Origin of the sequence: Congregibacter brevis, from assembly GCF_045689245.1 — a bacterium.
Classification (GTDB): domain Bacteria; phylum Pseudomonadota; class Gammaproteobacteria; order Pseudomonadales; family Halieaceae; genus Congregibacter; species Congregibacter brevis.
On the sequence record NZ_CP136865.1, the window covers coordinates 1,516,200 to 1,528,411 of the forward strand.

Sequence of the window (12,212 nt, forward strand, 5' to 3'; positions counted from 1 at the left end):
CAATGGGTACTAACTTTTAGGAATTTGGATAACGGTTATGGATAGCATCAGTGTGGGATCCGGGAGCATGCCATTGATCGGGCTGGGTCTTTGGAAGATAGAGCCGGCCGACACGGCCAATGCGGTGGTGGAGGCAATTCGGGCGGGCTACCGGCATTTGGACAGCGCGGCCGACTATGGCAACGAAGCCGCGTTGGGCGAAGGTATCGCGCGGGCGATCAATCAAGGCCTCTGTCGTCGTGAAGACCTCTGGGTGACCTCCAAACTTTGGAATACCTACCATGACCCTGCTCATGTAGAAGCGGCTTGTCAGCGTTCCCTTGATGATTTGGGTCTGGAGTATCTCGATCTCTATCTCGTGCACTTTCCCATCGCACAGCCCTTCGTGGACTTTGCTGAGCGTTACCCCCCGGGATGGATAACAGACACTAATGCTGATGAGCCTCGGATGGAGGTGGCGAAAGTGCCGCTCAGTGCTACTTGGGCTACGATGGAAGCGCTTGTGGATCGGGGGCTGGTGCGAGAGATTGGCGTTTGCAATTACAACAGCGGCTTACTGCATGATCTGATGACTTATGCAAATCGACCGCCTGCGATGCTGCAGATTGAGTCTCACCCTTACCTTTCGCAGGACGCTTTGCTTCGCACTGCAGCGGACTACGGGATTCCGGTAACCGCATTTTCACCTCTGGGTGCTTTGTCTTACGTAGCACTGGATATGGCCAATGGCAGTGAATCCGTTCTCAACGAGGCGATTGTTGTATCGGCGGCCCAGCGCCTGAAAAAAACACCGGCGCAGGTGGTGCTTCGCTGGGCAGTGCAGCGGGGGACCGCGGTAATTCCGAAAACCAGTAAAGCTGAACGTTTGATTGAGAATCGATCCATTTTTGACTTCCAGCTGTCCGATGAGGAGATGTCAGCTATTTCTGCTCTTAATCGCAATCGACGTTTTAATGATCCCGGTGTTTTTTGCGAGGCGGCCTTCAACAGGTTTCATGCAATCTATGACTGACTTCTGGAGCTATGTGATGCCAACGCGAGATGCTGCCGTGAGTTTTCCTTGCATACTCGGGAACGGTGACGAGCATTCGAGCGGGCTTGGCCTCGAAGACACCCTCCTGCGCATTGCACAGGAGAGAGGCAAGCTTAGCGGCTTACTAAAAGAGCATGGGGCGATATTGTTTCGAGGAATGCCGTTGCGCTCAGCTGTGCATTTCGATGCGTTCATCGGCGCCTTTGAATTGCCCAATTTCCGTTACGCCGACTCCTTATCAAACGCGGTGAGGACTAATCGAACAGATCGTGTTTTTACCGCCAATGAGGCTCCGCCCACCGTCGAAATTTTTCTACACCATGAGATGGCTCAAACGCCGGTGTATCCCAGCAAGTTGTTTTTCTTTTGCGAGACAGCTCCGCAATGCGGTGGAGAGACACCCATTTGCCGCTCCGATTGGCTGCTTGAACTCATGCGCGAGCAGCAGCCGCAGTTTTTGAAGCGCTGTGATGAGGAGGGGCTGCAATACACCAATGTGATGCCCCAAAGAGCAGATGCCGGGTCGGGGCAGGGGCGAAGCTGGACGGATACTTTGGGAACTCACGATAGAAACGTGGCGGAGCAAAGACTTTTAGATTTGGGGTACTCCTGGTCGTGGTTACCCAAAGGTGAACTGAAGGTGACCACGCCAGTGTTACCAGCAGTTAAAGAGCTAGCGAACGGCACAAAGGTGTTTTTTAACCAACTCATTGCAGCGTATAGGGGTTGGAATGACAACCGTAACAAGGGCGAAAAGTCCGTAACTTTCGGGAGCGGAGAAGAGATTCCAGCAGATGACCTCGCTCTGACCGCGGCGCTCGCAGAGCAGATTACCGAGGACGTGGCCTGGCAGCAGGGAGATGTGGTGCTCATTGATAACTACATGATAATGCACGGACGTCGCCCTTTCGAAGGTTCTCGAGCGGTTCTGGCCTCACTCGTCGCCGCGGATTAACGAGGTGCCTACGTTGGCGAAGCTGGGTGCGACCCTGCTTGTTCTGACGGTCGTCGCACTAGCAGCGCTTTGGACTCCGGATAGGCATCGATCAGATCTTGAAGCGCGTTATCTGCACGACGCCGGGGATCTTCGCGATATTGATGGCGTTAAGCTTCACGTGCGAGTTTCGGGGCCCACTCATGCGCCGGCGCTGCTCATGATCCATGGCTTTGGTGCCAGCCTGCACACTTGGGAGCGGTTGGTGCCGTCCCTCGATAAGCACTACCGCGTTATTCGTTTGGATTTGCCTGGGGCCGGGCTATCTCGCCCTGACCCGACGGGCGATTACTCTGACGAGCGAACGCTGGCGTTGCTCGATGGGCTGTTGGCGCAGCTCAATGTTTCCCGGGGCGTCATCATCGGTAATTCCATCGGTGGCCGACTGGCCTGGCGGTTCGCCGCAGCTTATCCCGACCGCGTGACCGGTCTCGTGCTTGTTTCACCGGACGGCTTTGCCAGTGAAGGTTTTGAGTATGGGAGGGCGCCGGAAGTCTCGGTTTTTACGCAGTTGATGCGCTACACCTTGCCTCGGTTTATGCTGGAGATGAGTTTGCGACCTGCTTATGGAAACCCAGATGCGCTTACGGAGGAGGTGGTGAACCGCTACTACGACTTGATGCTCGCCCCTGGCGCCCGAGACGCTCTGATCAAGCGTATGGCGCAAACAGTCCTTGTGGATCCAAAGCCTGTGTTGCGACGCATAAAGGTTCCGGTGCTCCTATTGTGGGGAGAACGCGATGGCGCAATACCCATTGCCAACGCCGCTGACTATCAAGCCCATTTGCCAGACAGTGTACTCGTACCGCTGCCTGGCCTTGGGCATGTGCCTCAGGAAGAAGCTCCCCTTCGTTTTCTCTTGCCCCTGAGCAAGTTTCTCCAGTCGCTCGAGGCACAGGCCCCTCTCACGGAGTAGTCGCCCCGGTGTGCTTAGGCCGCGATGCCCGTATGCCTTAGCAGTGCATCTACCTGGGGCTCTCGCCCTCGGAAATTTACAAAGAGGTTCATTGCGTCGTCGGAGCCGCCGCGTTCGAGGATACTCTCAAGAAAGCTACGTCCTGTGTCCTGGTTAAACACGCCTTCTTCTTCAAAGCGAGAAAAGGCATCTGAGGATAGAACTTCAGCCCACTTGTAACTGTAATAACCAGCCGCATAGCCGCCTCCAAAAACATGTGAAAACGCATGGGGAAAGCGGTTCCATTCGGGGGCGGGAACAACCGCTACTTGCTCTCGTACTTCATCCAGAATTTGGTAGATTGCGGCACTGGCTGTTGGATCATATTCAAGGTGCATTCGGAAGTCGAAGATAGCGAACTCAAGCTGGCGAACCATCATCATGCCGGACTGAAAGTTCTTGGCGGCAATCATGCGCTCGTAGAGCTCGTCGGGAATCATCTCTCCAGTCTCAAAATGTGCGGCGAAAAGATTCAGGGCGTCACGCTCCCAGCAATAGTTCTCCATAAACTGCGAGGGGAGTTCGACAGCGTCCCAGGCGACGCCGCTGATACCGGCGATGCCCGGATAGTTCACGCGGGTCAACATGTGGTGGAGGCCATGGCCGAACTCATGAAACAGCGTTTCTACTTCGCGGTGTGTGAGCAGTACATCGGCTTCACCCACGGGAGGGGTGAAGTTGCAGGTCATGTAGGCAACGGGTATCTGCTCTGTCGATTCAGTCTTCATGCGTGACTGGCAATCTGCCATCCAGGCACCGCCGCGCTTGTGTTGTCTGGCGTAGAGGTCGAAGTAAAACTGCCCACGTACGCTGCCATCGGGATTGCGAATTTCATAGAAGCTGACATCTGGATGGTAGGTCTCGACGTCGGAAACGGCATGAAAGCTCACCGCGAAAAGTTTTCCAACAACTTCAAACATGCCTGAGATCACGCGGCCTACGGGGAAGTAAGGCTTTACTTCTTCTTCGCTGATGTTGTGTTGGTGCTGGCGAAGCTTTTCGCTGTAGTACGCGACATCCCAGGGCTTGAGATCCGCATGTCCATGCTGCGTCGCAGCGTAAGACTGCAACTGAGCAAACTCTGCGTCGGCCTGTGCTTTGGATCGCTGAGCGAGGTCATTGAGGAACGTCATTACCTCGTCAGTGCTGCGGGCCATCTTTGTGGCGATAGAGCGCTCGGCGTAGTTATTGAAGCCTAAAAGCTGTGCCGCTTCATGGCGTAACGCGAGGATCTCATCCATGTTGTGTGAGTTGTCGAACTGTCCGGCGTGAGGTCCCTCGTCACTGGCACGAGTAGCAAACGCACGGTACATCTCCTCGCGAAGCGCTGCGTCCTCGGCGTAGGTCATCACCGGTTGGTAAGAAGGAAAATCCAGCGTCAGTAAAAAACCTTCTATACCTCGATCGCTAGCAGTCTGCTGAGCTAGATCAACGGCGGACTGAGGGAGTCCCGCCAGATCGCTAGCGCTCCCAAGTTCTTTTGTCCAAGCGTTGCTCGCGTCCAAGACCTTGTTGGAGAAATCGCTCGAAAGCGCCGACAGAGATTGCTGAATTTCCTTGTAGCGCTGTTTTTTTTCCTCGGGCAGATCAACCCCGGAGAGATGGAAGTCTCGGAGCACATTGCTCAGTAGTTTCTTTTGATCGTTGCTAAGAGTCTCACCGCTTTCCGCCACCATTTTGTAGGCTTGAAAAAGGCCCTCGTTTTGTCCCATCTCGGTATTGAAGTCCGACAGTTTTGCCAGGCATGCGCTGTGGGCTTCACGCAGCTCGTCGCTGTTCATGACGCCGTTTAAATGAGACACAGGGGACCAGGCTCTTGAAAGGCGATTGTCCAAGAGATCTAAAGGCTCAACGAGTGTGTTCCAGGTGGGGTTTTTTACAGTGCGGAGAAGGGTTTCAACCTGCTCTCGATGGAGTGCCAGCAATTCATCGATAGCGGGCTCTATGTGCTCGGCAGAAATTGACTTGAATTGCGGTAATGGACTGTCGGTAAGCAGCGGGTTGGGCATTGTAAGTTCCATGGAGTTTTCTTGGGCCATAATTCTGCCACGAAGCGACGGGGTGTGTGTATTTGCTTTAGACTGATCCATGGCAAAAGAGGTGTTCGTTTATGACAAATGATAGTCCAGGAACTCGGCTGGACGGCGAAGCGGTCAGCGGTAGTGAGGAGGCTGCGTTAGAGCTCTTTGCGTTGCCAACACCCGTATTGGGGATGCCCAGAGTATTCGGGAGTCCCCGTCGCTATGTGCAGGCGCCGGGCGTGATCGCTCAAACCGGCGATTACTTACGTAAGTTGGGGTTTGGTTCCTGTGCGGTCCTGCTCTCTGCGCGCAGTCAGCGGGCTGAGGGTGTTGTGCTCCTGCAGAGCCTTGAGGATGCCGGGATTCCTGCGACGATTCTCACCTTTGGCGGTGAGTGTTCCTTTGAAGAAATTGAAAAGCATGCCGATGTGCTGCGCACTCAGGGCGTTGCGCCCGCTACCGTGATTGCCTTGGGCGGCGGCAAGGTGGTGGACGCGGGAAAATGCATAGCTCATCGAATCGATGTGCCGGCGGTGGTGGTTCCATCTTTAGCATCAAATGACGCGCCTTGTTCTGCCGCTTCTGTCATCTATACCCCCGAGGGTGTGTCTGAAACCTTCGAGGTGTTTGCGGAGAATCCTGCGCTGGTGCTGGTAGATACAGCGGTTGTGGCAGCTGCACCTGCCCGCTATCTGGTCGCAGGTATGGGTGATGCGTTGGCGACCTGGTACGAGGCCAGGGCCTGCTCGGATAAACCCGGCGCCGTTACGACTTTTGGTGCCAGCCCAACCTTAGCGGGTGCCGCTATCGCAAAACTCTGTGCTGAAACGGTCTACGAAGATGCTGCGGCGGCTTTAGCAGCGCTCGAGGCAGGGATCGTAGATGACGCTCTCGAGCGCATCGTTGAGGCCAATACTCTGCTTAGCGGCATTGGCTTTGAGTGTGGTGGTCTTGCTGCCAGCCACGGCTTTGCTCAGGCCTACACCGTGGTCGAGCACGTACATAAACAGTTTCTTCATGGAGAGATGGTGGCCATGGGAGTTCTGGCGCAGCTTGCTTTGGAAGGCTGGGAGGAAGAGGCCCGACGAGCAACCATGTTTTTTGCTCACATTGGTTTGCCGGTGCATCTGGGTCAGATTGATCTTGCGCCGGAAGACGCCGGCAGTATCGCTGCGATCGTAGAGGCTGCCATGGCGTTTCCGTTTATGGCGAACATGCCTGTTGAGGTGACCTCCGAGACGTTGCACTCTGCAATTCTGTCAGCGGATCGACTGGGCAGAGAAGTAGCACAGGAGCAGGGCGATGCGGCTTATAAAAAGATCCATGCTTAAGATGAAGGTAACCTCCCTTATTCAAAGTGTCTTGGCGACTTTATTCGTAACTACGGCGGCGTTTGCAGAGCCCTCACCGCAGTCAGCGGCGCACAGCAATGTCCACGAAAGTGCGGAGCATGAGGGCGCTGAGTCGGGGCCCGAGCATCATGAGAGTCACGGATATCCTCATCACACATTAGGGGTTTTTCTTGGCGACACTACCGAAACTCGCAGGAATCAAGGTCTCACCCTGGGGCTTGAATATGAATATCGTGCCAGTGAACGCTTTGGTGTCGGTGCCATCCTTGAGCATGTAGGCGGTGACTTTGATACGAACATTGCTGTGTTACCAGTTGCTTATCATCGTGGCCCCTGGAAGGTGTATGCAGGGCCCGGTGTTGAAGATTCTGAAGAAGAGGGTAGTACTTTTCTTGTGAGATTGGGGCTTGAGTATGGGTTTCACTTTGGCAAATACGAGGTGTCTCCGCAGATTGACGTAGACTTCGTGGACGATGAGCAGCTATTCATTTTTGGCGTGGTTATCGCAAGGCCTTTCTGATCCTCTGTTTAACTTCTGCCCTATGCGGTTTGGGGCGTCAGTGTCATGGGACTGACGCAAACACGGTTCCTGCCTTGGTTTTTGGCGAGATAAAGGGCGCGGTCGGCATCGGCGACCAACGACTCCGTAGTGCTTCCCGAAGCGATACTCGAGATACCGATACTAATAGTGATGCGGTCCGGTAGGCCGAAGTCCGTACCTTCGACAGCTGCTCGAACTTTCTCAGCAACGCTACGCGCTTGCTCAACGCCGGTTTCCGGACAAATGACGAGAAATTCCTCGCCGCCCCAACGTCCCAGTATGTCTGAATGCCGCAGATTCGCCTTAATTTGCTTAGCGAGTGTCGTCAGTACCTGATCGCCCCTGAGGTGTCCGTGTGTATCGTTAACCTGTTTGAAAAGATCGATATCCATAATGAGTAGCGCAAAGGATCGCTCGTATCGTAACGCTCTGCGAAGTTCTGTCGCCAGGGCTTCGTCCAAGGCCCGGCGATTGTAAGTATCTGTCAGTTTGTCGATGGAGGCGAGGCGGTCCAGCTCCTCATTCTTTAGCTGAAGCTCGCGAGTACGCGCAGCAACCTGCGCCTCCAAGCCACGACTAAGCTCTCGATAATCTGCAAGGAGTTCTCGCTCGCGAATGTTCTCCTGCCGGAAGGCTTCCGCTGCCAAGAACAGGTCGCCGATTTCATCCTGCGTCCTCGCGGTGCCAACAACGTCCTCTTCTGATCCCACCGATAGTTGGCGAAATACCCCCGCCAGGTGTCGCAGGGGTGATGTCACAGAATTCAGAACCCAGAAGAAGATCGGAACACTCAGCACAAGCACCGCGGTGATGATGCCGGACTGCCAGCGGTAAACGTTCATGCGGTTGCGATGCATATCTGCGCGCAGAGCACTAATTTCGAGATTTTTGGCAGTAGCGATCTCGTTGGCGAGGTATTCGAGCTCTCGTGCCTCCGAGGGCATCACCACGTTGACCAGATAAGCATAGCTGCGAATTTTCTGGATATTGCCGTAGAGCGTGTCTTCAATCTGATCAATGTTGAAAGCAGACTCTGCTGACTGGGCTAGAGGGCCGCGCTCACTACGTAGTTCTGCATCGGCAAGAGCTGCATGCACCCTGAGTTCGGCAAGATGAGCTTCGGCATCCTGTACCCGCTGAGCATCCGAACTGACAAAGTAAGCACGCAACTCTGCTTCGATCGTGGCAACGTGATCGTTGAAGCTATTGATGTGAACGGAGGGTAGTTCACTTTCCACTAACGTCGAGCCGACAAGATGTTCCTGCTCCGGCGCAAAGTCATGAACACTCTTAAGATCGCTGTTCAGTGACTCCGATATCTCGTTGTAGGCTTTTGCGACAAGAAGAAAGGACTCGTCGAAGGCTTGGAGGTGAACCCGGATGTCGTCGATCTGGCCCTCCTTTAAACACCCATTCTCTTCACAAACATCGATGCGCTCACTCCACGAGCGGATCACTGAGTTGACCCGCTCATAGGCAGATTGATGACCGTAGTGAACATAACGTGTTGCCGCCAACTGCACTTCGCTGGCGGCGATGGAAAGCCCGTTCACAAAGTCGAGTTGCGCGCTTGCGTACTCCAGCTGCTCTGCCTGTCTGCCGCTAAAATCCACTGCGATGTAGCTGGTTAATGCCAGGGTGCCCGCAGCAAAAACACCCGTAGTAAACGCCACAGCCAGACGTTGACGAAGCGTGAGGCGGCTTAGTAGTGAGAGCTGCTTTTGTTTTGGATCAGGCGATGACAAGCTCATTCCACCGCTGCACTGTGAGATCAAAGGTCGGCATCACTGTGTTCCACACGGCGATGTTCGAGAAACGCCGCGAATAGCTGCCGCCCCGCCTCTTTTCCCCAGCCTGCACCGTGATCTGTCCAGCGGGTCCTGTGAGCTCGGTAGAAGCCGCTTGGCCTTCATACCAGTAGTCCCACTCGCCGGCAGACATCAGATTCCTGGAGCGATCCGGGTTACTGATGTAGTAGCCTTGACGACTGATAAAGGCTCCAGGCCATCCGGAAAGCCACCAATTCATATAGTGATAGGCAGCGTCCTCTTGCTCTCCGCGTGTTTCCCGCGAAAGGCACATAACACCCTGCCACGCGCGGTATCCCTCTTTAGGAGCAGCATAGATGCAGGGTGTGCCTGTCGCGCGAACCATGGATACGCCCGGGGAGAACATGCTCTGCACGTCAACTTCACCCCTACTCATGAGTTTGGCTGAGTGGGGAACAGAGTTCCAAAACCCGCGGAAATGCCCGTCGGCTTTAAAGCGCATGAGAATGTCGAAAAGCTGATTTACCTCTTCCTGTGTCATGTTGCCGATGTCACTGAACTCCATGAGACCGCGAGCTCGCGCGGCAAGCGCTAAATCAAAGAGGCCGATACTGGGCGCGTTGACTATCGCTACACGGCCACGATGTTTGGGGTCCAATAACCAGCCCCAGCTTTCGGTTTCATAGGGTTCTCCTTCGGTAACACGTTGGGGGTTGTAGCCCAGAGAATCCGCGTTGTGAACATATGGCAGATAGCTGACTTCTCCCGTTGACTGACTGCCCAAGGTTCCATCTGCCTGAACATAGAGCAGCAGGTGAGGAGCATCGCCCGCACCGATGGTGTCGGTGGGAGACAAGCGGCCGGTTTTGCTAAGGGGATTGATCTCGGCCCAGTTTTCAATTCTGCTGGGGTCGATGGACTGTATTGCACGCGACTGCCACAGCACTCGCATACTGTTGGACCATTGCTCGTAGAGATCAAATCCCGAGGGGTCCATGGAGGCTTTGAACAGCACCTGCGCACTGCCACCGGGACTGTAAACGAGATTGATGCCCAGCTCTTGCTCGGCGCGCTGCCGAAGCGGTTCTTGCAGAGTGACGTGGGTGCCTAATACGCGTACCGTGGGTTTGACGTCGCGTGCAGAGATGATCGCAGGAAAGCCAGCACAGCCGGCAGTTAGAATTGTGCCAGCTTTCTTTAGAACACTTCTTCGTTTTAGTCTAAAGGCTTTTTTTACTGTCATGAAAACACCTCGATACCGTCTGTAGGTGAAATACTGTATCGAGTGTAGCGCGAAAACTGTCTTTCTGCGCGCTTGTGGGAGCCCAAGAGGAGTGCATGTGAGTCCCTTGTATGCTCATCCAATGAACTTTTTCTGCATGCAATTGATGACGATATCTTATGCAACATTCTGATGATCCTCAGCCCTCATGATTTCTCCTGAGTTACAGATAGCGCTGGGCCGTGTGCTTCCGGACGCGGAGCTGAGTGTGCAATCAGTGTTGCCGGGTAGAGACCTGTTCCTGGCACTCATCCGCGATATGTCCCTTCAGCGTCACTTGGACGCAAATACAGCCCGTCTGGTAATGAATAACCCACTTTATTGGATCTTGTGCTGGGCCTCGGGGCGCGTGCTCGCAGCTTACATTCTGGAGCACCCTGAGATTGTTCGCGATCGTCGTGTTCTGGACTTTGGCTGTGGATCTGGCGTGGTAGCGATTGCCGCTGCAATGGCGGGTGCCGCCGAGGCGATTGCATGCGACATTGACCCTCTGGCTCTCGCGGCAACGACACACAACGCACGGATTAACAAAGTTTCTGTGAGCTTAAGTGACGACTTTGAAAGCGTGAAAAACACCGTCGATGTCATTCTGGCAGCCGACGTTCTGTACGACAGAGAAAACCTGCCGTGGTTGCAGCGGTTTGTAGATCGCGCAGACATGGTGTTGATTGCTGACTCTCGTGTGCGCAATTTTTCTGTTTCTCCTTACAAGAAGCTCTGTGAAAAGGCGAGTTGCACGATTCCCGACATGGATGAGTCAGGCGAGTTCAATTCGGTCTCGATCTACACAGCATCTTCGAAGGGTGATGTCCTGCGCGGTGCCGGGTGAGGGCGGGCCTCTTAAAGAAACGGTATGATCTCGGTTCCTATCTGTCCTTACTATGTGGTTTTGTCATGCGACGCTGGCTTGTTCTCTCGTTTGTATCTGTGCTCAGCAGTCCCGCCTGGGCATGGTCTGATCATGCAAGTCTGCTGTGGCCGCTTGTACGCGTCCAGCCTGAACTGCTAAAGCCAACTCTTCAGGCCGAATCCCTGAATGACTTTATTGCAGCTGAGGCTGTCGGTCTTGCTTTGGTTCTGGAGCGGCACGAGGCATATGCTCGCGAATCGATGCCGCATTACGCACCAAGACCAGAAACTTTGGTTTTTTCTACGAATGCTGAGGACTTACAAGACGCCTTCTTGCGCGCCATTCGTGTGAACCCCGAGCTTGGTTATTCTCTTTTTCGCCAAACGACAGTAGAGGATCGGTCTGTGCCCTCATCGCAGGCTCAGCGTTTTGCTGACTTGAGTCCTCTGGCTGGTGGTGTCTCTCATGATTCCATTGTTTATATCGCATTGAAGGAGGGGGATCTTGTGGCGCCGGCTCACGTGCTGGCGACGGGAAGTGACGAGCCGGATTTTGGAATGGACATTGGTCTTTTTGAGGACAACGGAACAGAGTTCGGGGCGCAGTATGGTTTTGGGGTGCAGCCGTTTGGAAACCCCAATCTCGAGTACAGCTCGCAAGCGCCGTTTCACATGGGGTTCTACCACCTGGACTGGGTAACAAAGAAAGCTCAGCCCGACTTACTTCGCACTTACCCCGAGTGGCGGGTTTCGCTGTTTCGTGAGCTGTCGCGCTTTGCCTTTGAGACTGGGCATGACTACTGGGGTTGGAGATTTGCCGGCTGGGGCCTGCATTACATCGGCGACCTCTCTCAGCCCTATCACGCACACCCTCTACCTGGCGTGAGCACTATGGCAGGCATATGGACAGTTATTCGCGGAAAGACTGAAGAGGCCATTCAGCTAGTATCGAACCGGCACGGCGTGCTCGAGTCCTACCAGTACCAGCGGGTACAAAAAGCCCTGGAAGAAAAGTCCTGGGACAATGTGATTCTGACGGCGGTAGCCCAAGGAACACCTGTTCCCGAATTTAGCGAATCCACCGTTCGCGATGAGCTCACCAAGGAAAGCGTGGCTGTTGGCGGCGATCTCGATGCATCTCTCGAGGAACATATGCCCCCGCGCTATGTGTCAGACGTGAATTTCGAGTGGAATGGCTCAGGTGAGGAAGCCGCTATTGTCGTCACCGTTGCGAGTGATCGTGGTGATCTGGCCATTGAGGCATTAGATGCCAAGGTGGCGGAACAAATGACACGCTTTTCCCGCTTTGCCCAAGCGTGGATTAAAGATGCCCAGCGGGCCTGGGCGGCGAGTAATTAACTGATCCCAGTCCGCCTTGCCGGTTGCCCACGGAGTCTATCCGTTCTAGTCTTTCAT

The 12,212-nt window shown here is 54.5% G+C and carries 10 protein-coding genes; 7 read left to right on the plus strand and 3 right to left on the minus strand.

The features are described 5' to 3' along the window. Positions 1 to 37 precede the first annotated feature (37 nt). The 3 genes from R0137_RS06660 to R0137_RS06670 are packed head-to-tail and all read left to right on the plus strand — an operon-like array spanning position 38 to position 2,943. Positions 38 to 1,012, plus strand: coding sequence for an aldo/keto reductase (locus R0137_RS06660; protein ID WP_407329511.1), 975 nt, complete (start codon positions 38 to 40; stop codon positions 1,010 to 1,012). Continuing rightward, positions 996 to 1,988 (plus strand): TauD/TfdA family dioxygenase, encoded by a 993-nt coding sequence (locus tag R0137_RS06665; protein WP_407329513.1) that lies wholly within the window; start codon positions 996 to 998, stop codon positions 1,986 to 1,988. The genes R0137_RS06660 and R0137_RS06665 overlap by 17 nt, the downstream gene beginning before the upstream one ends. A gap of 4 nt (positions 1,989 to 1,992) precedes the next feature. Continuing rightward, positions 1,993 to 2,943 carry an alpha/beta fold hydrolase gene (locus R0137_RS06670; protein WP_407329515.1) on the plus strand — a complete coding sequence of 317 codons (951 nt, stop codon included), beginning with the start codon at positions 1,993 to 1,995 and terminating at the stop codon, positions 2,941 to 2,943. A 14-nt stretch (positions 2,944 to 2,957) separates the two neighbouring features. On the opposite strand, the gene prlC is transcribed toward R0137_RS06670, so the two are convergent. Further along, positions 2,958 to 5,003 carry an oligopeptidase A gene (gene prlC, locus R0137_RS06675; RefSeq protein ID WP_407329517.1) on the minus strand — a complete coding sequence of 682 codons (2,046 nt, stop codon included), beginning with the start codon at positions 5,001 to 5,003 and terminating at the stop codon, positions 2,958 to 2,960. Positions 5,004 to 5,092: 89 nt separating this feature from the next. On the opposite strand from prlC, the gene R0137_RS06680 reads away from it, so the two are divergent. Together R0137_RS06680 and R0137_RS06685 are read left to right on the plus strand one after the other, a co-directional pair. After that, positions 5,093 to 6,334 carry a glycerol dehydrogenase gene (locus R0137_RS06680; RefSeq protein ID WP_407329518.1) on the plus strand — a complete coding sequence of 414 codons (1,242 nt, stop codon included), beginning with the start codon at positions 5,093 to 5,095 and terminating at the stop codon, positions 6,332 to 6,334. A gap of 1 nt (position 6,335) precedes the next feature. Next, entirely contained in the window at positions 6,336 to 6,875 is a 540-nt protein-coding gene (locus R0137_RS06685) for a hypothetical protein (protein WP_407329520.1), read from the plus strand. 20 nt (positions 6,876 to 6,895) lie between these two features. Here the strand turns inward: R0137_RS06685 and R0137_RS06690 are convergent, their stop codons facing one another. Beyond that, entirely contained in the window at positions 6,896 to 8,647 is a 1,752-nt protein-coding gene (locus R0137_RS06690; protein WP_407329522.1) for a GGDEF domain-containing protein, read from the minus strand. Beyond that, on the minus strand, positions 8,628 to 9,908 hold the full coding sequence (locus R0137_RS06695) for a PotD/PotF family extracellular solute-binding protein (RefSeq protein WP_407329523.1): 1,281 nt from the start codon (positions 9,906 to 9,908) through the stop codon (positions 8,628 to 8,630). The genes R0137_RS06690 and R0137_RS06695 overlap by 20 nt, the downstream gene beginning before the upstream one ends. Before the next feature lie 187 nt (positions 9,909 to 10,095). On the opposite strand from R0137_RS06695, the gene R0137_RS06700 reads away from it, so the two are divergent. Both R0137_RS06700 and R0137_RS06705 read left to right on the plus strand, forming a co-directional pair. Beyond that, complete coding sequence (locus R0137_RS06700; RefSeq protein WP_407329525.1) at positions 10,096 to 10,776, plus strand: class I SAM-dependent methyltransferase; 681 nt, start codon at positions 10,096 to 10,098, stop codon at positions 10,774 to 10,776. Positions 10,777 to 10,841: 65 nt separating this feature from the next. Continuing rightward, entirely contained in the window at positions 10,842 to 12,155 is a 1,314-nt protein-coding gene (locus tag R0137_RS06705) for a hypothetical protein (RefSeq protein ID WP_407329527.1), read from the plus strand. The last annotated feature ends 57 nt before the right edge of the window (positions 12,156 to 12,212 follow it).